This window comes from Streptomyces sp. BR1 (assembly GCF_052373795.1).
In the GTDB taxonomy this organism is placed as follows: domain Bacteria; phylum Actinomycetota; class Actinomycetes; order Streptomycetales; family Streptomycetaceae; genus Streptomyces.
The window spans coordinates 497,485-519,389 of record NZ_CM126252.1 but is presented as its reverse complement, the minus strand read 5'-3'; the positions used below and the strand labels follow the sequence as shown (position 1 = coordinate 519,389).

Annotated in this window: 21 protein-coding genes and 1 tRNA gene; 7 read left to right on the top strand and 15 right to left on the bottom strand. The window is 72.3% G+C overall.

Annotated features, from left to right (window positions below; genetic code table 11):
• Positions 1-16: 16 nt before the first annotated feature.
• Complete coding sequence (locus ACT1U9_RS02395; RefSeq protein ID WP_444536691.1) at positions 17-1,267, top strand: MFS transporter; 1,251 nt, start codon at positions 17-19, stop codon at positions 1,265-1,267.
• On the opposite strand, the gene ACT1U9_RS02390 is transcribed toward ACT1U9_RS02395, so the two are convergent.
• Together ACT1U9_RS02390 and ACT1U9_RS02385 are read right to left on the bottom strand one after the other, a co-directional pair.
• On the bottom strand, positions 1,219-2,130 hold the full coding sequence (locus ACT1U9_RS02390; protein ID WP_444536690.1) for a diacylglycerol/lipid kinase family protein: 912 nt from the start codon (positions 2,128-2,130) through the stop codon (positions 1,219-1,221). The two genes, ACT1U9_RS02395 and ACT1U9_RS02390, sit on opposite strands and share 49 nt — an antisense overlap.
• 37 nt (positions 2,131-2,167) lie before the next feature.
• Positions 2,168-2,262, bottom strand: a tRNA-OTHER gene (locus ACT1U9_RS02385).
• A 239-nt stretch (positions 2,263-2,501) separates the two neighbouring features.
• On the opposite strand from ACT1U9_RS02385, the gene ACT1U9_RS02380 reads away from it, so the two are divergent.
• Positions 2,502-3,197, top strand: coding sequence for a hypothetical protein (locus tag ACT1U9_RS02380; protein ID WP_444536689.1), 696 nt, complete (start codon positions 2,502-2,504; stop codon positions 3,195-3,197).
• A gap of 88 nt (positions 3,198-3,285) precedes the next feature.
• Positions 3,286-4,227 (top strand): phosphatidylglycerol lysyltransferase domain-containing protein, encoded by a 942-nt coding sequence (locus ACT1U9_RS02375; protein WP_444536688.1) that lies wholly within the window; start codon positions 3,286-3,288, stop codon positions 4,225-4,227.
• Between the two features lie 23 nt (positions 4,228-4,250).
• Here ACT1U9_RS02375 and ACT1U9_RS02370 read toward each other — a convergent pair whose 3' ends face one another.
• The 9 genes from ACT1U9_RS02370 to ACT1U9_RS02330 all read right to left on the bottom strand — a co-directional run bounded on the left by ACT1U9_RS02370 (position 4,251) and on the right by ACT1U9_RS02330 (position 13,385).
• Positions 4,251-4,985: an AfsR/SARP family transcriptional regulator gene (locus ACT1U9_RS02370; RefSeq protein WP_444536687.1), complete on the bottom strand. Its 735-nt coding sequence runs from the start codon at positions 4,983-4,985 to the stop codon at positions 4,251-4,253.
• Positions 4,986-5,302: 317 nt separating this feature from the next.
• Positions 5,303-6,199, bottom strand: coding sequence for a hypothetical protein (locus ACT1U9_RS02365; protein ID WP_444536686.1), 897 nt, complete (start codon positions 6,197-6,199; stop codon positions 5,303-5,305).
• Entirely contained in the window at positions 6,196-7,206 is a 1,011-nt protein-coding gene (locus ACT1U9_RS02360; RefSeq protein WP_444536685.1) for an SPFH domain-containing protein, read from the bottom strand. The genes ACT1U9_RS02365 and ACT1U9_RS02360 overlap by 4 nt, the downstream gene beginning before the upstream one ends.
• 115 nt (positions 7,207-7,321) lie before the next feature.
• Positions 7,322-8,041, bottom strand: a complete 720-nt coding sequence (locus ACT1U9_RS02355; protein ID WP_444536684.1) for an ABC transporter ATP-binding protein — start codon at positions 8,039-8,041, stop codon at positions 7,322-7,324.
• Positions 8,041-8,931 carry an ABC transporter permease gene (locus ACT1U9_RS02350; protein WP_444536683.1) on the bottom strand — a complete coding sequence of 297 codons (891 nt, stop codon included), beginning with the start codon at positions 8,929-8,931 and terminating at the stop codon, positions 8,041-8,043. Before ACT1U9_RS02350 ends, ACT1U9_RS02355 begins: the two co-directional genes overlap by 1 nt.
• Positions 8,924-9,871, bottom strand: coding sequence for a TauD/TfdA dioxygenase family protein (locus ACT1U9_RS02345; RefSeq protein ID WP_444536682.1), 948 nt, complete (start codon positions 9,869-9,871; stop codon positions 8,924-8,926). The genes ACT1U9_RS02350 and ACT1U9_RS02345 overlap by 8 nt, the downstream gene beginning before the upstream one ends.
• Positions 9,868-10,908 (bottom strand): ABC transporter substrate-binding protein, encoded by a 1,041-nt coding sequence (locus tag ACT1U9_RS02340; protein WP_444536681.1) that lies wholly within the window; start codon positions 10,906-10,908, stop codon positions 9,868-9,870. The genes ACT1U9_RS02345 and ACT1U9_RS02340 overlap by 4 nt, the downstream gene beginning before the upstream one ends.
• Positions 10,905-11,873 carry a TauD/TfdA dioxygenase family protein gene (locus ACT1U9_RS02335; protein ID WP_444536680.1) on the bottom strand — a complete coding sequence of 323 codons (969 nt, stop codon included), beginning with the start codon at positions 11,871-11,873 and terminating at the stop codon, positions 10,905-10,907. The genes ACT1U9_RS02340 and ACT1U9_RS02335 overlap by 4 nt, the downstream gene beginning before the upstream one ends.
• A gap of 252 nt (positions 11,874-12,125) precedes the next feature.
• Entirely contained in the window at positions 12,126-13,385 is a 1,260-nt protein-coding gene (locus tag ACT1U9_RS02330) for an ROK family protein (RefSeq protein ID WP_444536679.1), read from the bottom strand.
• A 499-nt stretch (positions 13,386-13,884) separates the two neighbouring features.
• Here ACT1U9_RS02330 and ACT1U9_RS02325 point away from each other — a divergent pair, with 499 nt between their 5' ends.
• Positions 13,885-16,557, top strand: coding sequence for a TIM-barrel domain-containing protein (locus ACT1U9_RS02325; RefSeq protein ID WP_444536678.1), 2,673 nt, complete (start codon positions 13,885-13,887; stop codon positions 16,555-16,557).
• Positions 16,558-16,624: 67 nt separating this feature from the next.
• Here ACT1U9_RS02325 and ACT1U9_RS02320 read toward each other — a convergent pair whose 3' ends face one another.
• Positions 16,625-17,209 carry a CGNR zinc finger domain-containing protein gene (locus ACT1U9_RS02320; RefSeq protein WP_444536677.1) on the bottom strand — a complete coding sequence of 195 codons (585 nt, stop codon included), beginning with the start codon at positions 17,207-17,209 and terminating at the stop codon, positions 16,625-16,627.
• 69 nt (positions 17,210-17,278) lie between these two features.
• Between ACT1U9_RS02320 and ACT1U9_RS02315 the strand changes: the two genes are divergently transcribed.
• Positions 17,279-17,986: an AzlC family ABC transporter permease gene (locus tag ACT1U9_RS02315; protein WP_444536676.1), complete on the top strand. Its 708-nt coding sequence runs from the start codon at positions 17,279-17,281 to the stop codon at positions 17,984-17,986.
• A complete protein-coding gene (locus ACT1U9_RS02310) occupies positions 17,983-18,300 on the top strand; it encodes an AzlD domain-containing protein (RefSeq protein WP_444536675.1) in 318 nt (105 codons plus the stop codon). Before ACT1U9_RS02315 ends, ACT1U9_RS02310 begins: the two co-directional genes overlap by 4 nt.
• Before the next feature lie 79 nt (positions 18,301-18,379).
• Here ACT1U9_RS02310 and ACT1U9_RS02305 read toward each other — a convergent pair whose 3' ends face one another.
• The gene (locus ACT1U9_RS02305; RefSeq protein WP_444536674.1) at positions 18,380-19,309 is read right to left on the bottom strand and encodes a DMT family transporter; all 930 of its coding nucleotides are present in this window, start codon (positions 19,307-19,309) and stop codon (positions 18,380-18,382) included.
• A complete protein-coding gene (locus ACT1U9_RS02300; protein WP_444536673.1) occupies positions 19,306-20,223 on the bottom strand; it encodes a phosphatase PAP2 family protein in 918 nt (305 codons plus the stop codon). Before ACT1U9_RS02300 ends, ACT1U9_RS02305 begins: the two co-directional genes overlap by 4 nt.
• 179 nt (positions 20,224-20,402) lie before the next feature.
• On the opposite strand from ACT1U9_RS02300, the gene ACT1U9_RS02295 reads away from it, so the two are divergent.
• Positions 20,403-21,002, top strand: coding sequence for a TetR/AcrR family transcriptional regulator (locus ACT1U9_RS02295; RefSeq protein WP_444536672.1), 600 nt, complete (start codon positions 20,403-20,405; stop codon positions 21,000-21,002).
• 108 nt (positions 21,003-21,110) lie between these two features.
• Here ACT1U9_RS02295 and ACT1U9_RS02290 read toward each other — a convergent pair whose 3' ends face one another.
• On the bottom strand, positions 21,111-21,890 hold the full coding sequence (locus ACT1U9_RS02290; protein ID WP_444536671.1) for a DeoR/GlpR family DNA-binding transcription regulator: 780 nt from the start codon (positions 21,888-21,890) through the stop codon (positions 21,111-21,113).
• Between the last annotated feature and the right edge of the window lie 15 nt (positions 21,891-21,905).

Genomic DNA, 21,905 nt, shown 5'->3' with positions numbered 1-21,905 from the left:
CTTCGATGATCGGTGCATGACCACGCCATCTGCCGCCCCGACGCCTGCGTCCACCGCATCGCCCCCGGCCTCCGCCCGGAAAGCACCCGCCACCGCCGTGCTCGCCCTCGGCCACGCCACCGTCGACTTCTACCAGGGCGCGGTGCCCGCGCTCGTCCCGTTCCTGGTGGCCGACCGCGCGTACGGATACCCGGCGGCCTCCGGCATCGTCCTCGCCGCGACGCTCCTCTCCTCGGTCGTGCAGCCCCTCTTCGGTGTGCTCACCGACCGCTGGACGATGCCGTGGCTGATCCCCGTCAGCAGCCTGTGCGCGGGTGTCGGCATCGCGCTCGCCGGGCTCGGCGACTCGTACGTCCTCACCTGGCTCGCCGTCGCCCTCTCCGGCATCGGCGTCGCCGCCTACCACCCGGAGTCGGCCCGGCTCGCCCGTGTCGCAGCGCGGGGCAGCCATGTCGCGATGGGGTGGTACTCGCTGGGCGGCACGATCGGCTTCGCGCTCGCGCCGCTCGCCGTCGGCCCGGTGCTCTCGGCCGGCGGACTCGGCGCGACACCGTGGCTGGTGGTGCCCTCGGTGGCCGGGGTGCTGCTGACGATGACGGCGGTCCGCCGTCTCGCGCGGCACGCGGCCGAGGGCCGTACTGCCGCCGCGCGATCCGCCGGACGCGACAACTGGCCCGCGTTCCTTCGCCTTTCGGCGATCGTGGTGTGCCGCTCGATCGTGTACGTCGGCCTGAGCGCCTTCATCGGGCTGTACGCGCAGCAGCGCGTCGGCGGGGGTCCCGCGACCGGGTCGGCCGCGCTGTTCACGCTGTACGCGGGCGGTGCCGTGGGCACGGTCGTGGGCGGCCGCCTCGCCGCTCGATGGGGGCGGGTGCGGACGGTACGGGTCGCGTATGCCTCATCCGTCCCCGCCGTCGCGGGCGTGGTCCTTGTGCCCGGACCGGGTCTCTTCGTCTTCGCCGCGCTCACGGCGGCCCTGCTGTATGTGCCGTTCTCGCTCCAGGTGACGCTGGGTCAGGACTTCCTGCCGAGCCGGGTCGGCACGGCGGCCGGGGTCACGCTCGGGCTCGCGGTCAGCGTCGGGGGAGTGGCCAGCCCCGGGATCGGCGCACTCGGGGAGGAGGGCGGCCTGGGGGCGGCGCTCGCCCCGCTGACCCTGCTGTGCGCGCTCGCGTGGTGGCTGGCACGGACGCTGCCGGAGCCGGCCGATGACGAGGGCTACGGCGTGAGCACCGGCAGCGCGCGCGGCACCACGTCCAGCGTGTAGCGCGCCGCGCCGGTGTACAGCAGATCGCCGTCGTGCTCGAAGAACAGCGGCTGGCCGTCCGTGCGTTCCACCACGACCCGGCGCCCCCGCGCGTACACCACCCCGTCCCGGCCGACATGGCTGCCGTCGCGCACCAGGCGCAGCATGTCCCGCAGCGGGAGTTCGGCGCCGGTGACGCAGATGTCGAGCAGCCCGTCGTCCAGAACCGAGCACGGCAGCGGCATGAACTGCCCGCCGCGCCGGCGTCCGCCGCCGACCAGGACCGAGACGGTCGCCCCGGACTGGACGACGACACCGTCGACGCTGACCCGGCCCGCGTACGGCCGGAACGCGATCATCGTCCGTGCCACCGATGTCTCATAGCGCCCCCGGCGCGCCCCGGCGGAGTCGTGCGCGCTGGTGAGTGCCTGCGCGGCGAGTCCCGACGAGGCGCCGAGCAGGGCCAGTTCACCGGTCTCGGCAATCCTGGCCACGTCGACGCGGCGTACATGCGGTGCGGACAGGGCGGCGTCGAGTGCGGCGGGCCACGGCCGGTCGGACCAGAGCTCGCGGTAGAAGGAGTTGGCGGCGCCGCCGGGCAGCACGAGCAGGGCGGCGCGCCGCTCGGCCGCCCCGGCGAGCAGCCCGGTCATGATCTCGTGGGCGGTGCCGTCGCCGCCGACCGACACCAGCACGGCCGGGCCGCCCGCCCCGCCCGCCGCACGGGCGAGCTGGCGGGCATGGCCCGGCCGCTCGGTCACAGCCAGCTCGACCGGCGTACCGGCCCCCGCGATCCGCCGCGCGACCTCGTGCGCCATCTCCCGCGTGTGCGTTCCCGCGGCTGGATTGCCCACCACGAGAACGGACTGGGGGGATGGACGCATCGGCGGACACCTCGGCGCGCTCGGTGGAACTGTGCTGTGGCGGAGAGGACAGGATTCGAACCTGCGCGGGCCGTGCTCGCCCGGTCCGGACCACGTCCGGAACCCCCGTTGGACCTCTTCGGGTACCTCTCCCCGTATCGTCGTACGGATGGATCCTCGCGGCGGTCGCTGAGACCCCACTGAGACGTCACTGAGACGTGCGTCTTATCGATGGGCGCCGGGAGTGCACGCCGGTGCCACTGGGACGCGCCGGAGCGCGATGGCCCGATCCGTTCCCCGCACAACTGCCTGTGCCTTAGCGGTGGTTGACGTTCCGGTCAGGGGTGAACTACGACGGCGGCGCGGGGGCGAGTGAAAGGCTGGGCCGGGCGATGGAGGACGACGATCCGCGCTGTCTGCGACCGGGCGAGGCCCGGACCCTGCTCGGCGACCTCCCCTGGCGGCGGGCGGTCGTGCTCAGCGGGCAGGAGGGACGGCTGCCCCGGGCCGCCGTCGCCCCCGGCTACCGGCCCCGGGTCTGGCCCGACCGGGTGGCCCGGGCGCTGCGCGAGGCGCGCCCCGGACTCGCCTGTCTGCTGGTGCAGGCGCGCCGCGAACTCGTCCTCGCGGAGGTGCGCTCGCGTCAGCTGGCGCAGGCCCTCGCCTTCCGGGCCGATCTCGCCCTGATCGTCTGCGGCGGTCCCGACGTACGGGCCCGGGGGTTCGACGCCGATGTCCTGGAGACCGAACTCAGCCGAATCGTCGCCTCGTTGAAGGAGACGGGCTGCCGCCACACAGTCGTGGTCAGCCCGTTCGACTGGTCCGCCTCGGGCCAGGTGGCGGCCGCCCAACGGGACCGGGTGCGCTCCCGCCAGCGGCTGCTCGCGGAACGGCTGACGATAGTGACACTCCGTCATGGAGCCCTGCACATCGACCTGATGAAGCAGAAGGAGACCGGCGACCCCCGCACCCTGTGGGGCCCGCAGCTCGGCCGCCTCAACAGCCTCGGCCACGCGGTGGCCGCCGCCGCGGTCGTACGCACCCTGGCAGAACACCTAGGGTCCCCCGGGCGGCTGACAGCCGGCTGAGACGGTACTGAGACGGGCATGTCAGGGCTTTGAGATCCAGGGCTGCGACGCTGTGCGGACAGCAGATGGACAACAGGGGGAGATGTCCATGAGCGTCCGCACTCTCGCCGTCGGCAGCGGCGACACGGCAGTGACGGCATTACGAGAATACGGCGAGAACCCGAGCGCGTTCGTCGGGTTGAGCGAGGGATACGCGTACTTCACCGTGGTGGGGACACGGGGAGTGGTTCCCTATCGGGCCGTCGGCGGCTATCTGCACCAGCCCGGCGGAGTGATCGCGCCGGACGAAGATCAGGAATTTCTTCTCCGCGCGTTCGTGGAATTCGCCGAGGAGCGCCGCCGCAAGGCCGTCGCCACCCGGCTGCGGCGCCCCGAGGCGGAACTCTTCGCCCGCTGCGGATTCACCGTGAACCAGTCCGGCTCGTCCTATTCGGTCTACCTGCCGGAATTCCGGCTCGGCGACCCCCGGCTCGCCGAGCTGCGCCTCGCCGTGTCCCAGGCGCGGCTCGCGGGAGTGGAAGTGGCGGAGGTGGCGTACGAGGACATCGCCGCCGGGACGGGCGAGCTCGCCGGAATCCAGGGGCGCCGCTCCGAACTGCGGCTGTTCGCCGGGCGGATCGGGGACGAGGTGGTCGCGTACATCGCGTACGCACCGGTCTTCGGCACCCGCCCCGGCCTGCTGCACCACCTCGCCCACCGGGCACCGGGCGCGCCGCAGGGCGCCCTTGAGGCGGTCAACCTGGCCGCCGTGCAGGCCTTCGCCGAGGAGGACAGGCAGTGGCTGCACCTGGGATTCACCCCACTGGCCGGGCTCTGCGCGCAGTACGAGGTGGGGTCCGCGCATCCGACGACGGCGCGGGCACTGCGGCTCCTCGCCGAACGCGGCGAGCGGCTGTACCCGACCGCCGCGCGCCACGCCTACCAGCGGATCTGGGACCCGCATCTCGTACAGCCCGGCTATCTCGCCTGCCACGGCCGGACGAGCGCCGGGGCGATCCGGCAACTGCTGCGGCTGACCAGGTCGCCCTGACCGAGGCCAGGGCGACGGGTGGTTCAGAGGGTGGCGGGCTCCCGGCGCAGGATGTCCTGGAACCGGGCGCGCAGCGCGTCCCCCGGTTCCAGGCCGAGGCTGTGCGAGAGCCGCTGCCGGGTGCGGTGGTACGCGTCCAGGGCCTCGGCCTGCCGCCCCGACCGGTAGAGCGCGGTGATCAACTGCTCGCAGAACCGCTCGCGCAGCGGGTACTGCGCGTGCAGCTGCTGCAGTTCGGTGATCACCTCGCGGTGCAGTCCCAGATCGAGTTCGGCGTCGAAGAGATGCTCGTACGCCATCAGCCGGACCTCGGTGAGCCGGGTGTACGCGAGCCTACTGATCATGCCCTGGCCGGTGTCGAGGAGCGCGGGGCCGCGCCACAGCGCCAGCGCCTCGGTGAGCAGGCGGACCACCCGCTCCGGCGCCCGGTGTGCGGCGGTGGCCTGCCGCACCAGAGCGGTGAACTGCGAGGCGTCGACGTCCCGTTCGGGCAGCGAGAGCGCATAGCCGAAGCTGGACGTCTGGATGAGCCCGCGCGGCCCGTCGCGGCCCGTGCGGGACTCGATGATGCGGCGCAGCCGGGCGACATGGCCCTGGAGCGAGTTCTCGGCGTTGCGGGGCAGATCCTCGCCCCACAGCTCGTCGATGAGATCGTGACGTGAGACGGGCCGGCCCGGCGAAAGGGCCAGAGCGGCCACTATCGCGCGTAACTTCTCGCCGGGAATCCGGAACGTCAGGTGGCCGTCGGTGATTTCCAATGATCCGAGCAGACGAACTTTCAACGTGCTTCCCCCGTGCTTCGTGCAGGAATCGTGGGACTCCGCCGACGCTTGAGGGATCTTCCGGCAGCGCCGGTGGAGAGCGATTCAGACGATGGACCGCCCTGTGACGGTGGCGATCATTTCCCCGCCGCTCGTGAAGAGCGGCGATCTTACCCCGTGACGAACATGAATGAAGCGTATTTGTCGCTTCGTACAGGGTCAACGTCATTGATTGTCCGTCACAGCGGTGTGAGAGGGCTCACGCCGGGGCGCGCGCGGTGGACTCCGACGGCTCCGGCCGGCCTTGCTGCAGGTCAGCCGATCAGGCGCAGCGCCGTGTCCGAGCGCCCCACCCGGATCGTCTGACCCCACGTCAACTCCAGGGAATCCGCCTCCATTCCGTCCCCGAATGCGACGAGCCGGTCCGACTCGACGGTGACCCGCAGACGCTCGGAGCCGTCAAGTACCCCTTCCACCAAGGACGTTCCGGTCGTGGGGGAGGGCCACGCCTCCCGTACGAACCAGATCAGCCGGGGATCGGCCGGACCCGGCAGCGCCAGGCCGCTGCCGCGCTGCTGCCACAGCGAGCGGAGCCAGCCCGTGGCGCCCGTGCCGGTACCGACCAGAAGGCCCGAGGACGCCTGCGGCTCGGACGCGGCGGCCTGGTCGTCCGGGCCGAGGCGGTAGCGGGCGGTCTGGTGGCCGGGCGGGCCCAGATAGATCTCGTTGAGGGCGAGCAGCCGCTGGGTGTCGTCCGCGACCGCCTCCACCATGGTGAGTTCATCGGCGCCGGACGAGGAGAGCGCGGCTTCCAGCAACTCGGCCGCGTCGCCGGGGCGGTGGCGGACCAGGACGCCCGGGTTGCGGCCCGGGTCCGTGTCGATGCCCACCACGGGCTGGCCGCACAGGTACTTGGCCGCGTTCGCGACCAGGCCGTCCTGCCCGACCACGACGACCACGTCCTCGGGGGCGAACAGGAACCGGTCCAGATCCATCCGCTCCACCCGCGACTGACGCCACTTCAGCGGCACCGCCGCCGCGACCTCGGCGAGTGCGTGCCGGGCCCGGTGGTGGCGCTCGGCCACCTCGTCGATGGAGCGCCCGCGCGAGGAGAGGAAGAAGGCGGCCTGGCCGTGGGTGCCGTGCCGGGCCAGCAACTCCTCGTACTCCGTGGTGCGGTGGACCAGGACCGCGCGCGGCGCGAGGCTCACCGCTGCTCCCCGTCGGCGCGGCCCAGCTTGGCGAGCAGGCCGGTGAGGACGTCGGGGGAGACGGTGAGGCTGTCGATGCGGGGCAGGTTCTCGGCGAGCCGGGCCGTGGTGAGCGCGTTGAGGGTCGCCGGGTCGGCCTCGCCGTGCACGCGCAGCCAGGCGGCCTGCGCCTGGGCCCGCGCCTCGCCCTTCTCGCGCTCCGCCTTCGCCTCGGCCTGGGCGAGCCGGACCGTACGGGTGGCCTCGGCCTCGGCGCGTACACCGTCGGCGGCCGCGTTCTCCTCGGCCTCGCGGCGGGCGTTGGTGCCGCGCTGCTCGACCAACTGCTCCTCGCGGCGGGCCAGTTCGATGCGGCTGGCGAGCTCGTTCTCGGCGATGGTGCGCTCCCGCTCGACGGCCACGGCCCGCCGCTCGTACGTCGCCCGGTCGGCCTCCTGCTGGATCTGCTCGCGCGCCGGGGTGCGCAGCGCGCGTTCCACCTCGGGCTCCGGCCGGATCGCGACGACCCGGACCGCCACCACCTCGATGCCGGTCGTGGGCAGCCGGGGCTCGGCGGCGAGCCCGGCCGAGATCCGCTCGCGCACCGAGGCGACCCCGTCGACCAGGGCCGCCGCCAGCGAGGTGCGGGCCAGCACGTCGAGCGCGTGCTGCTGCGCGGTCTCGGTGAGCAGCGTGGAGAGCTGCTCCAGCGGGGCGCCGCGCCAGATGCCGCTGTCCGGGTCGACGGAGAAGTCGAGCCGGGCGGCGGCGACGGCCGGGTCGCTGATCCGGTAGGTGACGGTCGCCTGCACAGTGACGTCCTGGAAGTCGGCCGTACGGGCGTGGAAGGCCATCGCCAATTCCCGGTCGTCGACCGGCACTTCGGAGATGGCGGCGGTCAGCGGCCGGAACCGGAAGCTCAGCCCGGTGCCGTCGTGGACCAGCTTGCCGCTCTTGTGGTGGCGGATGTGGGCGGTGGGCGCGGAGCGCAGATGGCGCCAGCCGAGGCGCCGGGTGATGTCGGCCATGTGAGGACCCCCTCTTATTTTCGTCACATCGACGATATTGGGAGTGCCTGTATATCGTCAAGGCGACGAAAATCGGGGTCTGGCCCCAGGGGGTTCCTCGTGCCGTCCGGCGTCCTCACTCCTCCTCCGTCACCCCCAGCTCCGCGAGCAGCTCGCCGCGCAGCCGCGCGAACGCCGGGTCGGTGCGGCGTCGGACGCCCGTGAGGTCCACCGTCCTGGCCTGCCCCAGACACCCCTCGGTGAGCACCAGGATCCGGTCGGCCAGCAGGATCGCCTCGTCCACGTCATGGGTGACGAGCAGCACCGCCGGACGGTGCGCCGCGCACAGCGCCCGCAGCAGAGCGTGCATCCGCAGCCGGGTCAGCGCGTCCAGGGCGCCGAACGGCTCGTCAAGCAGGAGCAGTTCGGGCTCCCGGACCAACGCCCGGGCCAGCGCCGCCCGTTGCGCCTCACCGCCGGAGAGCGTGGCGGGCCAGGCCCGTTCGTGCCCGGCCAGACCGACCTCCGCGAGTGCCGCGCGGCCTCGCTCGCGCGCCCCCGCCCGGGGCAGTCCCAGGACCACGTTCTCCAGGACCCGCTTCCACGGCTGAAGCCGCGGGTCCTGGAAGACCACGGCCCGCTTGCGCGGGACGAGCAGACGCCCGCCGGTCCGGGGGTCGAGGCCCGCCATGGCGCGCAGCAGGGTCGACTTGCCCGAGCCGCTGCGGCCGAGCAGCGCCACGAACTCGCCCCGCCTGATGTCGAGTTCGATGCCTGACAGCACCTCGCGCCCGTCGAACGCGCGCGTGACCTGCCGCGCGCTGACCGCGAGCCGTTCGCCCGCCGCGACCGTCATCAGGCACCTCCCTCGAAGCCGCGCCGCCACACCAGCAGCCGCCGCTCCAGCAGGCGTACGATCCCGTCGGCGGCAAGACCGAGGACTCCGTAGATCAGCAGGCCGAGGACGATGATGTCCGTGCGGTACCAGCTCTGGGCCTGGTTCATCAGATAGCCGATGCCGTCGGTCGCGTTCAGCTGCTCGGCGACGATCATGATCAGCCAGGCGCCGGTCAGCGCGAACCGCAGGCCCACCAGGAACCCCGGCACCGCGCCCGGCAGGATCACGTGCCGCACCAGGCCGAAGCGCCCGAGCCCGACCGTCCGCCCCGACTCGACCAGCCGGTTGTCCACGCCACGGATCGCGGCGTACGTGTTCACGTACACCGGGAACGCGGTGCCGAACGCGACCAGGGCGATCTTCGGGGCCTCGCCGACCCCGAACCAGATGATGACCAGGGGCAGCAGCCCGAGCACCGGCAGTGCCCGCAGCACCTGCATCGTCGAGTCGAGCAGTTCGTCGCCCAGCCGGAACAGGCCCGCCGTCACCGCGATGGCCAGACCGGCCCCCACGCCGATCGCCAGACCCGAGGCCACCCGGGCCAGCGAGGCCAGCAGATGGTCGGCGAGCTCGCCGGTGCGGGTCAGCTCCCAGCCCGCCGAGAGGACCGCGCCCGGCGTGGCCAGTACCCGGTCGCCGACCAGGTCGAACGTACCGAGCGACTGCCAGACGAGGACCATCAGCAGGGGGCCGGCGAGCCGTCGCACCGGCCGGGGCAGCGCGATCGGCGTGCGGCGCGCGGTGTTCGGCGCGGCCACGTCGACCAGCGCGTCCTCGGCGGGGCGCGCGGCGCCGTCGACCCCGGCGGGGGACGGCGGCGCCGCGGCTTCGGTCACCACGTCAGGCACCGACGACCACCTTGTGGTCCGCGGTGAACGGCCGGCCCGCCACCAGCTCCGACTCGGTCCCGTCCGGGCCGACCGGGACCTCGCCGATCAGGGTGACCCGGTGCAGCCTGCGCTCGACGTCCAGGTGCTCGATATCGCGCGGGGCCAGGTGGGCTGTCGCGCGGTTGTCCCAGAAGGCGACGCTGCCCGGCTCCCAGCGGAAGCGGACCGTGTACTCGGGCCGGGTCAGCTCCTCGTACAGCAGGTCGAGGACCGCCCGGCTCTCGCGCGGCGAGACGTCGACGATATGGCTGGTGAAGCCCGGATTGACGAACAGGACGCGCTCCTTGGTGCGCGGATGGACCCGGACCACCGGGTGGACGGCGACCAGCAGGTTGTCGTTGATCCGCCGGGCGTACTCGCTGTCGTCGGACGGCTTCTGCGACCCGCCGTAGCGGTGCTCGGCGCGCAGGGTGTCCACGAAGGCGCGCACCGGCGCGGACAGCCCCTGGTAGGCGGCGACCAGATTGGTCCAGGTGGTGTCGCCGCCGAACTCGGGGACCGTCTCGGCCCGCAGGATCGATCCGGCCGGCGGATTGACGGCGGCCGTCACGTCGGTGTGCCAGCCCGCGAAGTAGCTGTACTGGCGCTTGCGCACGGCCTCCTTGAAGCCCTTGCCGTACCGCTCCTCGTACCGCTTCGGATCGATCGTGAAGATCTCCGGGTGGTCGGCGGGCGGCGCGTCGTCGTGCGGGTGGGCATAGGTGAGCTCGCCGAACTGCCGGGCGAACGCGATCTGTGCCGCGTGGTCCAGCTCCTGGTCCCGGAAGAAGACGACCTTCCAGCGGTCCAGGGCCGACTGGACGGTGGCGAAATCTTCAGCGGAGAGCGGCTGCGAGAGGTCCACGCCGAGGATGTCGGCGCCGGTGTGGCCGGAGGCGGGGCGGGTGGTGACGGTCATGAGGACGAACCCTTCTGTACGGTACGGGCGTTGAATTCCTTGGAGACGGCCGGGTCGAACTGGCCCGCGATGTCCACGTGCTGCGGCAGCTGGCCGTTGGCGGTGAACAGATCGGCCTGCTTCTGCTGTTCGCGGATCACCGTGTCGTCGACCGGCACGTAGGTGGTGCGGCCGGTCGCCTCGAAGACCTGGCGGCCCAGCGCGGGCGTCTGCTTGCGGAGCTTGACGTAGTACGCCTGGACCCAGGCGTCCGGATGAGCGGCGATCCACTCGTTGGCCACCGCCAGACGGTGGCTGAAGTCGAGGAGCGCCGTGCGCTTGGCCGGGTCGGCGAGCGCCTTGTCGGTGGCGAGCCGCAAGGCGTAACCGGGCGTCACGGTACGGCCGTTGACGACCTGGACGGCGTCCGGATGGTCGGCGAGGTACTTGGCGCGGGTCTCCTCGGAGGCGGTCGCCGCGTCGACGGTCCCGGACTCCAGGACGTTGCCGATGTTCTGCAGCGGTACGTCGACCGGTGTGATGTCCCGCTGGCGCAGCCCCTCCTTGTCGAGCACCCGCAGCAGGAAGCCGTGGTTGGCGGTGTTCCTGGAGAAGGCGATCTTCTTGCCCTTGAGATCCGCCGTGGAGCGGATGCCGCTGCCGGGGCGGGCGATCAGGGTGTAGCCCGGACCGACCGTGCGGCTCACCGAGACCACCTTCACCGGCAGGCCGCTCGCACGGGCCAGCACGGCGGGCGTGTCGCCCATCACCCCGAAGTCGATCGCCCCGGCCTGGAGGCCCTGGTTGACCAGCGGCCCGCTGTCGAACTGGTTGAACTTCACCTCGTACGGCAGGTCCTTGAGCTGTCCCGCCACCTTCAGCGTGGTGAGCAGCGTCTGCCCCTGGTCGCCGATCCGCAGCGTCACCTTCCCCTTGCCCGCGCCGCCCTCCGCCGCGCTCGACTCGCCGCCGCAGGCCGTGGCGAGCGGAAGCAGCGCAAGGGCGAGCAGTGCGGCGGGGAGCCGCAGCGGACGGACACGTGGGTGCGGGCCGCTCATGACGCGTCGCCGGGCTGGGCGAGGGCGGTGTTGTACGAGGTGTCGTCGCCGGTGACGGCCCGGCTGGTGCGGCCGTCCACCGCCACCGGGGCGTCGCCCGCCAGCGTGATCCGCTGCACCCGCCGCGGCAGCGTGCCGTAGTCGGCGATCGCGTAGTGCTGGGTGGCCCGGTTGTCCCAGAACGCCACGTCGCCCGGTGCCCAGCGCCAGCGCACGGTGTTCTCCAGCTCGGTGACGTGCGCCTGGAACAGCCGCAGCAGCTCCCGGGAGTCCTCCGCCGACCAGCCGGTGAACCGCCGCGCGAAGCCGCCGAGCACCAGGGTCCGCTCGCCCGTCTCGGGGTGGACCCGCACCACCGGGTGCTCGGTCTCGTACGCCACCGAGGTGAAGACCGCCCGGTGCCGTGCCGCGTCCTCGCCTTCGTCGGAGGGCAGGTAGGCGGCGTAGTCGTACTGGTTGGTGTGGAGCACCCACAGGCGGTCCGCCAACTCGCGCAGCTCGGTGGGGAGGTCGGTGTACGCGCGAGCCGTGTTCGCCCATACGGTGTCGCCGCCGTGCGGCGGGATGGTCACCGCGCGCAGGATCGAACCGAGCGGCGGCCGCTGGACGAAGGTGACATCGGTGTGCCAGTGGTTGGCCCGCCCGGTGGTGCGGCCGTAGTCGAGGTCGAGCACGGCGGGAGAGCCGTCGAGGGCGGGGATGGTCGGGTGGGCCGTGGTCGGGGTGCCGAAGCGGCGGGCGAACCGCTCCTGGCCCGCGGCGTCGAGGTCCTGGCCCCGGAAGAAGACGACCTTGTGGTCGAGCAGCGCGGCCCGGATCGCGGCGACGGCCTTGGAGTCCAGGTCGGCGGCGAGATCCACGCCGCGGATCTCGGCGCCGATGTGCCCGGCGACCTTCACGATGTCCAGCGGGGAGCCGGAGGTCTCGGTGGCGGGGGCAGGGGTGGCCTGGGTGGATGTGGTCATGGCAGGGCTCAGCTCCTGATGAGGTGAAAGGGTGCCCGGATCACGGCAGGCGTGTGCACTGATCACGGGTTACGGGCGGCAGTTGACGTAGTGTCAGCGCGCGGAACGGGCGCGGCGGCGACAGCCGAGACCGGCGAAGTGATGGGCGCGGAAGACGTTGACCGTCTCCCGCCCGGCGGCGCCCCGCGCCGCTGCCCTCACTCGTGCGTCCATACGCCGATTCTCGGCGGCGTGAGCGCGCCGGACAATCATTTACGACGCCGTGGAAGAAACCCCGGGCCGCGCGGTGCGCAGCTCCATCGGCCGGCGGTAGACCGCGTCGAGGACGGCCGCGCCCGCCGCCACCGCGAGCACTCGGCGGCCGAACGAGGTGGGCACCACGGCCCGTTCGGGGTCGGCGCACAGATGGGAGTGGGCCGCGACCTCCTCGTGCAGTCCGGGCAGCAGGTGCGGCAGGAAGACCGCGGTGGAGTCGGCGAGGACCAGGACCTCGGGGTTGATGAGGTCGAGCAGGAGCGCGGCCGCCCGGCCGACGGTGCGCAGCCGCTCACGCAGGACGCGCACCGCCTGGGGGTGCCCGTCGGCCGCCCGGCCGAGCAGCAGCGGGAACTCGGGCGCGGGGATCACCCCGGCCGCGTGCGCCCGTACGGCCACGGCGAACTCCGAGACGGACGGCTGGAGGCAGCCCCGGCGGCCGCACGCGCAGCGCAACTCGGGGTCTCCCAGCGGCAGATGGGTCACATCACCGGCGCCGGACCGGCGGCCCCGCAGCACCGCGCCGCCGGTGGCGATGGCAGCGTCGACCACATTGCCCACGAAGAGCTGCACCAGCTCCGAGCGGCCCGAGCCCGCGCCGAACAGCAACTCGGCCTGGGCCAGCGCCCGGGCGTGGCCCTCGACGTGCACGGGCAGCCGGGTCCCGGCCGCCAGGATGTCCCGTACCCGCACATCGCGCCAGCCCAGCGGGGTGTGCTCGACCACGATCCCCTGGTCGCTGTCGACCCATCCGCCGGTCACCACGCCGACGCCGAGCACCGAGCGCCCGGCGGCCGTCGCGGCGAGAAAGCCCGGCAGCCGGCGCACGATCTCGCCGAGCACGTCATGGACGTCCCCGCCGTGCGGCAGCCGCCGCTGCGCCACCACCCGGCCGAGCAGATCGACCACGGCGAACGTGGTGTGCCCGAGCGCGATGTGCACGCCGCACGCCACATGGTGGCCGGGGTCGACGGCCACCGGTATCTGCGGCCGCCCGGCTCGTGGCGGCCCGGCGGGCGGTGCCAGTTCGCGCAGCAGCCCGAGCCCGATGAGCTCGGCGGTGTGGCGGGAGACGGCGGCCGGGCTCAGCCCCGTGGCGCGGGCGAGCGCGGTGCGGGCGAGCGGGCCGTCACGCAGCACGGCGCCGAGGACGGCGGTCGGGCCGTCCCGGTCGGGGCGCCTGGGTTCGCGGGGCGAGGGCAGGGCGACGAGGAGGGGCGGGCGCGGGGCGGGCGCGGTGTCGAAGACGGGTGGCATGGCTTCCTCGGCGGTCGGTCGTCGGGGGCTGCGGTCGTCGGGGTGCGGTCGACGGCGTGCCGTCGTCGGCCGCGGAGTGCGGTCAGCGGGCCGCGGTCAGCGGCGGCCGAGGGCCGGGCGACAGGAGAAGCGGACGGAAGCGGGAGCCATGGGCCGATGCTGACAACCAGGACATCGGCGGTCAACGGCCGGGGGTTAAGGCTGTGTGGCAGTCCTGCGAACCCGGCGGGCGTTCTCGCGCAACCGGCGGGCGTTTGTGCGAACCCGCAGGCGGCAGGCCCGGGGCGGCGGCGAGCAAGCCGTCATCGCGCCCCGCGCCGCCCCCGTTCCGCACCGGCCGGGCGCATCGGCTTTACCCGTCCGGTATCTGCGAAGCCGTTGACATGTACCGGCCGCGTCATGAATCTTGATGCTCGAAACTCCACCGTTCCAAGCATGAACGCGCATGCACTGCCCACCAGTTGTTCAGAAGCAGCTCGGTACGAACGGAGAACACTCCTTGCGGAATCTTCGACACCGCCAGGGGAGAGTGGCCGCCGCCGTGCTCGCGGCGGCCGCGCTCACCCTCACCGCCCTGACCGTCCCCGCCGCCTCGGCGTCCCCGGGCGCCCCCACCGCCACCCCGCCCGCCGGTACCCTCGACGGCTCCGCCAAGAGCGTCACCTGGCAGAGCCCCGTCTATCCGAAGGGCACGGTCGGCTCGCCCGACAAGTGCGGCACGGCCGCCGAGGACCCCACCAACGCGGTCTGCGACCGCTTCGACCTGACCGTGAACCCGCCGGCCGGCGAGTGGGACGACAACCCGGAGGGCGGCGTCCCCGTCTCCATCCAGTGGCAGACGCCCACCGACGACTTCGACCTCTACATCTACGACTCGGCGGGCAAGAAGGTCGCCGAGAGCGCCGGGACCGCCGACCCTGAGGCGACCGTGATCCCGAAGGCGTCGGGCACGTACCACGTGGTCGTCGTCCCGTACGACGTGCACAACAACTCCTTCACCGGCAAGGCGTATCTGCCCGAGGCGAGCGACGCCGGGAACCTCACGTCGTTCGGCGGCGGGAACGGTACGTACGAGATTGCGGCGGGTGCGCTCAAGGCCCGCGCGGACTTCTTCGCCGATGACACGCTGAGGTTGCAGGCGTCCCCCGACGGCGTCCTCGCGGATCCTCCCAACAGCCACATGATCCGCCAGCAGCCGAAGCCCAACCGGCACACCAACTCCTTCGACGCGGGCGCCTATTACGGCATCCGCGCCAAGAACAGCGTGCTGCGCGTCTACAAGAAACCCCTGCGGTTCGGGCTTTACAAGGCGGACAACCGCACCGCGATCTGGCAGGAGGCCGACCCGCTGCGCTGGACCACCGGCGGGCTGCGCCAGAGCCTGACCCGGGGTGCGAACGAGCAGTTCTTCGGCGGCGGCGAGCAGAACGGCAGCTTCTCGCACCGCGACCAGGTCATGAACGTCGGCAACAACACCAACTGGAACGAGGGCGGTTACAACAACTCCCAGCCGTTCTACATCTCCTCGGCCGGCTACGGCGTCTTCCGCAACACCTTCACGCCCGGGGTGTACGACTTCGGCCCCCATGTCCGCACCGGCCAGCAGGAACGGCGCCTGGACGCCTACTACTTCACCGGTGATGTGAAGTCGGTCATCGGCAAGTACACCTCGCTGGTCGGCAAGCCGTTCATGCCGCCGGTGTACGGGCTGGAACCGGGCGACTCCGACTGCTATCTGCACAACGCCAACCGGGGCGAGCGGCACACCCTGGACGCGCTGAAGGTCGCCGACGGCTATACCCAGAACCAGATGCCGCTCGGCTGGATGCTCGTCAACGACGGCTACGGCTGCGGCTACGAGAACCTCGCCGAGACCGGCAAGGGCCTCCAGGCGCACAACGCCCAGCTCGGCCTGTGGACCCAGGACGGCCTCGACAAGCTCGCCGAGCAGGTCAGGGCGGGCCAGCGGGTCGCCAAACTCGACGTCGCCTGGGTCGGCAACGGCTACGGCTTCGCCCTGAACGCCTGCGACCAGGCCAAGTCCGGTATCGAGGACAACAGCGACGCGCGCGGCTTCGTCTGGCTGCCGGTCTCCTGGTCGGGCGCCCAGCGCTGCGGCGTCCTGTGGAGCGGCGACCAGAAGCTCAGCTGGGACTACATCCGCTGGCAGATCCCGACGTACGCGGGCGCCACGCTCTCCGGCATCGCCTACAACACCGGTGACGTCGGCAGCATCTTCGCCCACGACCCGAAGATGTACACCCGCGACCTCCAGTGGAAGGCGTTCCTGCCGGCCATCATGACCATGGACGGCTGGGCCAGCGACCTCACCACCAAGAAGCCGCACGACCAGCAGCCCTGGCTGGACGGCGAGCCGTACACCTCCATCAACCGCAAGTACCTCCAGCTGAAGGAGCGGTTGATCCCGTACATGTACGGGCTCTCGAAGGAGGCGACGAAGACCGGCGTCGGCGCGGTCCGGCCGCTCTCGCTTGAGTACCCGGACGACCCGCAGGCGCTGGGCCCGAACGCCGAGTACGAGTTCCTGGCGGGCCCGGACTTCCTGGTTGCGCCGGTCTACAGCGACACGGACGTACGGAACGGCATCTATCTCCCCAAGGGCACCTGGACGGACTACTGGACCGGCAGGACCTACCAGGGCCCGACCACGATCAACGGCTACAAGGCGCCGCTCGACACCCTGCCGCTCTTCGTCAAGGGCGGGTCGATCGTGCCGATGTGGCCCAAGGGCACGGTGTCCTGGCAGACCCGTGACAAGGGCGAGCTGGACTACGACATCTACCCGCAGGCGGGGAAGTCCGCGTACACGCTGTACGAGGACGACGGTGTGACCCGGCAGTTCGCCCAGGGCTCGTCCGCCACCCAGCGGGTCGAGGTGCACGCGACGGGACGCGGTTCGGTCATCAACGTCGGCCCCAGTGTGGGCAGTTACGCCGGGAAGCCCGCCACGCGCGCGTACCGCTTCACGGTCCACGCGAAGTCGGCCCCCGGAACGGTCGCCGCAGGCGGTGACCGGCTGCACCGCTACGGCTCCGCGCAGGAACTCGCGGCGGCGGGCTCGGGCTGGTTCTTCGACGCGGCGACGGGGGTGACGGAGGTGAAGACAGCTTCGGTCTCCACCGCGCGGGGCCTGACGGTCACGCTGGGCTGAGTCGCGTAGGTCGTACGAGAGGGGCCGCATCGGATGTTCTCCGGTGCGGCCCCTCCCGCGTATCTCGTTACGCCTGGTGGTGGGTGCGGGCGTAGTGGCGGCGGGCGCGGTCGCGGTTGCCGCAGTCGCCGGAGCTGCACCAGCGGCGGGTGCCGCCGCGTGTCCGGTCGAGGAAGAACCAGCCGCAGCCGGGTCCCGCGCAGCGGCGCACCCGCGACAGCCCGTCGCCGCCGAGCAGTTCCTCGGCGCGCAGGGCGAGGGCGTGCCGCAGGTCGGTGAGTCCGTGCGCTCCTGGTTCCCAGCGCAGTGGCAGCGCACGCGGCAGGGCGGCCGCCTCGCGGGCCCGCAGGATCGCGCGCCGCAGCGTCTCCCAGGCGGGGGCGGGTGGCGCCTCCCCGTCCGTGTAAGCATCCAGGACTGCTTCGAGGGCGCCGCGCAGTTCGATCAGAGCATCCAACTCGCTGTCTTGTGACGAGAGTTGTGTGTCCGGCTCCGGATCGAGCAGCCCCGCCATGACGGCCCAGTGCCGCCAGTCGGCCGCGCCTCCGGGTACCCGGTCCACGCGGCGGGTCTCGTCGGTGCGCCAGGCGATGGTGTTGGCGAAGTCGAGGACCGGGTGGCCGCCGACGAAGGATGGCTGCTTGTCGCTCACGGCTCCATCTTAGGCGGCAGATGAAAAACATAACGAGTTAAATGCTGTTTGGTTGTTAGAGTGCACCGCATGGACAGTCAACTTGTGGGCAGGGCCGACGAGATACCGCGCGAACGCTTCCGCGCGGGGCTCAGGGCCGGAGCGGGACTCGCGGCGGCCGCGTTCCTGCTGGCCATCAGCTTCGGGGCGATCAGCCAGGCGCAGGGCTGGGGTCCGGTCGCCCCCGTCGTCTGCTCGCTGGTCGTCTTCTCGGGCTCCGCGCAGTTCGCGCTCGCGGCGACGCTCGGGGCGGGCGGGGGAGTGGTCGCCGCCGTGGTCGCGGCGGCTCTCGTCAATGTGCGATACGTGCCGATGGGGATAGCCGTCGCCCGGGATCTGCGCGGCGGGCCGCTGCGCCGGGCGTTGGAGGGGCAGGCGGTGGTGGACGGTTCCTGGGCGGCCGCGCATCTCGGCGGCGGCCGGTTCGACCGGCCGTTCCTGCTTGGCGCGACCGCTGTGCAGTGGCCCGCGTGGGTGGTCGGCACCGCGCTCGGGGTCGCCGTGGCGCCCGACCCCGAACTCCTGCACACCCTGGGCCTCGACGTGCTCACGCCCGCGCTGTTCGTGGTGCTGCTCTTCGACGAGGTACGCCGGGACCGCGCGGGCCGGCTGCCCGCAGCTCTCGGTGGGGCCGTCGCCGGGGCGCTGCTCTTCGTGCTGCCGACCGGCCCGTCCCTGATCGGCGCGGCGGCGGCCGCGCTGCTCGCCCTGCGCACCACGAAGGAGGCCGTCCGATGACGATGCTGACTGTCTGGACCGCGATCGGCGCGGTCGCGGTGCTCGGATTCGCGCTGAAGGCGGTCGGCCCGGCCCTGTTCGGCGGACGCGAACTCCCGCTCCGCACCCGCTCGGCGCTCACCCTCCTCGCACCCGCGCTGCTAGCCGGTTTCGTGGTCGTGCAGGTGGCGGGCCCGGGCTGGAAGGACGTCGACGCGACCGTCCTCGGGGGGTTGGCGGTCGCTGTTGGCCTGCGTACGTACCGGGCGCCGCTGCCGCTGACGCTTGTCGGCGCGGTGGTGACGACGGCGCTGCTCAGGTTGCTCACGGGGTGAGTCGTACGCGTACGGGCAGGTGCGAATGTACGTGTACGGGACGGGCGGTTACGTGAACGGGCGGGCGCGCGGGGCGAGTTCAGGCAGGCGTGCTGGCGGGTTCCGGTGCGAGCGCGGGCTCCGGGATGCGCTCGGCTTCCGGGGTGCGCGGTGACGGGACGACCGCCGTCGCCTTCGTTGTCGGCTGCGCGCCGGTGAGCATGAGCACACCGCGTGCGGCGACCGCCGCAGCGGCCGCTGCCGTGAGCCAGCCCAGCGGCCCGCCGTGGAAGCGCTCGCCGAGCAGGGCCACACCGATCACGGCGGCGGCCGCCGGGTTGGCGAGGTTCACCACCGCGAGGGGAGCGGCGAGCCCGCCCCGGAACGCGGCCTGCGAGAGCAGCAGCCCGCCCACCGCGAACGTCGCCACCAGCGCGGCGATCAGCGTCGTCTGCCACCAGGCCAGCGGCCCGCCCGGCAGCTCACGGGCGAGCGAGGCGGTGACGGTCTGCGTGAGCGCGGACGCCACGCCCGAGGCGACACCGGACGCGGTGGCGTGGCCGAGGCCGCCGCGCACCGCGCCCGAACGCGCGGTCACGGCGATAAGGAGCGCGCTGGCCGCCGCGACGGCGAAGCTCTCGCGCAGGCTCAACGCGTCCCCGGGCGTCGCGGGCCCGGTCACCGCGATCAGCCCGGTGAGACCCACGAGCGTCCACGCGGCGCCGCGCCACTCACGACGTGTCACCCGGCGCCGCTCGTAGTACGCGCCGATCGGCAGCGCCGCGACCAGGGTGAGCGCGCCCAGCGGCTGGACGAGGGTGAGCGGGCCGTAGTGCAGCGCGGCGACGTGCATCAGCGCGCCGCCCGCGTTGAGCCCGACGGCCCACCACCACTGAGGGCGGGCGAGCAGGGTGAGGATCGAGCCGCCCGCGTTCGCCGAGGCGAGCCGCGACTGGCCGACGGCGGCCAGGGCGTACCCGGCGGCCGAGGCGAGCGAGAGCACGATGGCGAGAACAGCGGACTCGTTCATCGCAGCGCCTCCGCGAGGTGCGGCGCGTCGACGAGTTGAGAGGCGTCGACGGGGGCGCCCGTGCGCCCGGAGGTCAGGGCAGATTCCGGGGCACGGGCGGTCTGGGGGGCCACGGCGGGCTCGGCCGGCCGGGGCGAGGGGGCCCGCTGTACGCGGACGACGGTGGTGCGCCGCGCAAGCGTCGGACGGGGTACGAAGTACAGCGCCGCACCGAGCAGCGCGGTCGCGACGATCGCGTCCAGCCAGTAGTGGTTGGCGGTGCCGACGATCACCAGCAGCGTGAGCAGCGGATGCAGCAGCCACAGCCACCGCCAGCGGCTCCGGGTCGCCGCGATCAGCCCGATCGCCACCATCAGCGCCCACCCGAAGTGCAGCGAGGGCATCGCCGCGAACTGGTTGGCCATCGTGTCGGTGTCCGGCGTCGACGCGTACACCGACGGCCCGTACACCTGCGCGGTGTCGACCAGACCGGCCGCCGCCAGCATCCGCGGCGGCGCCAGCGGCACCAGGATGTGCAGCGCGAGCGCGGCCGTGGTCACCACCGCCAGGACCCGGCGCGACCAGAGGTAGTGGGCGGGCCGGCGCAAGTACAGCCAGATCAGGAAGGCGATCGTCGCGGGGAAGTGGACGGTCGCGTAGAAGGTGTTGGCGGCGCGGATCAGGTCGTCGTTGTGGAGCAGGAGCTGCTGCACCGAGGACTCGCCGGGCAGATGGAGCGCGCGCTCCCAGTCCCAGACGCGGTCGGCGTTGCGGAAGGCGCTGTCCTCGTGGCCGTTGGCCAGCCGGCGGCCGAACTTGTACACGACAAACAGCACGGTCACGAGCAGCAGCTCGCGCACCAGGGGCGGCCGGGAGGTACCGGTCGTCTCCGGTCCGGTGGGACGTCGGGTCCCTGGACGTATACCGGCAGCCATTCTCCGGCCCCTCTGAGACGAGATCGAGCGTGAAAGCGGAAGCAAACAGCGGAAGCAAACGTAGGAAGGCTAGATCGGATTTCATCGAGACGCAAACGTCTCGATACGTTTGCGTCTCGATTGAGCGGGGCCTACTCTCGTACGTGCAGGAGCACTGCCCCACGCACCGGAGGGACGCGATGTCGACGCAGGCCGCGACGGCCGCCGCACGCCGCAGCAAGATCAGCCCCGAGAGGGAGCTGGAGCTGTACGAGGCGGTGCTCGACCTGCTGCGCGAAGGCGGCTACGACGCCGTGACCATGGAGGGCGTCGCCGCGCGCACCAAGTGCGGCAAGGCCACGCTCTACCGCCAGTGGAAGTCCAAGCCGGTCCTGGTCACGGCCGCGCTCGGCCGGAGCCGCTGCTCGTTCTTCACCGGGATCGACACGGGGACGCTCGCGGGCGACCTGCGCGAGGCGGCCCGCGCCGCGTCACGCGGCAAGGGCCGCGACACCGCCCTGATGGAAGCGGTCGGCCAGGCGTACGTCATGCACCCCGACCTCCGCGAGTCCCTGCGCGAGACCGTCCTCAACCCGGAGATCGCCGCACTGGACGCGATGGTGCGCCGGGGCGTGGAGCGCGGCGAAGTGGCGGCGGACAACCGAGCGACCGCCTTCGTGGCCCCCGCGTTCATGGGCGTCCTGAGGGTGGAGCGCCTGTTCGAGGACCGCTTCGAGGGTGAGGACGCACTGGTGGAGTTCCTGGAGGCGGTACTGCTCCCGGCGCTGGGTTTGACCTGACGGCAAGTCAACTTCCTTGGCGCTGCGCGCATTTGTGGCAGCGCGTTTCGGTCCCGAGCAACTTAAAGGGCGCGGGGAACTGCGCGACCAGCCCCCACCGGCCCGCAGCTAAACGGCCAACACCACAACACCGGCGTCGGTGAACCGCGCAACGGTCTCCTCGGGGACACCCGTGTCAGTCACCAGCGTGCCGACCTGATCCGTCGCACAGATCCGCGCAAACGTCCGCCGTCCCAACTTCGTTGAATCCGCCGCGACAACAACCCGCTCAGCCCGCTCGCAGAGCAACCGGTTGATACCCGCCTCGTCCTCGTCGTGCGCGGTAGCGCCATGCGCCACATCGAACGCCCCGACCCCCAGCACGGCCACGTCCATCGTGATCTGGTTGAGCACGCCCCCGGCCAGCGGCCCGGTGAGCTCGTACGACTGAGGCCGAGCCACCCCACCCGTCACCACGATCTTGAACTGCGGCCGCACGGCAAGCTCGTTCGCGATGTTCAGCGCATTGGTGACGATCGTCAACGCCGGTGACCCCGTGGCGAGTTCGGGCCGCACCGCGAGCGCCCGAGCCACCTCGGTCGTCGTCGTACCCCCGGTGAGCCCGACCGCCTCACCCGGTGCGATCAGATCCGCGACGGCCTTCGCGATGCGCTGCTTCTCGGAGGCCTGGCGGGCCGTCTTGTAGCGCAGCGGCAGCTCGTACGACACGCCATGGACGACCGCGCCCCCTCGCGTACGTACGAGCATCTGCTGCTCGGCGAGCTGGTCGAAGTCGCGCCGGATGGTCGCGGCGGACACGCCGAGCGCCGTCGCCGCCTCCTCCACATCGAGGCGGCCCTGCTCCACGAGCAGTTCGAGAAGCGCCTGCCAGCGGGCGTCGCGCGACATCCGAAACCTCTTCTC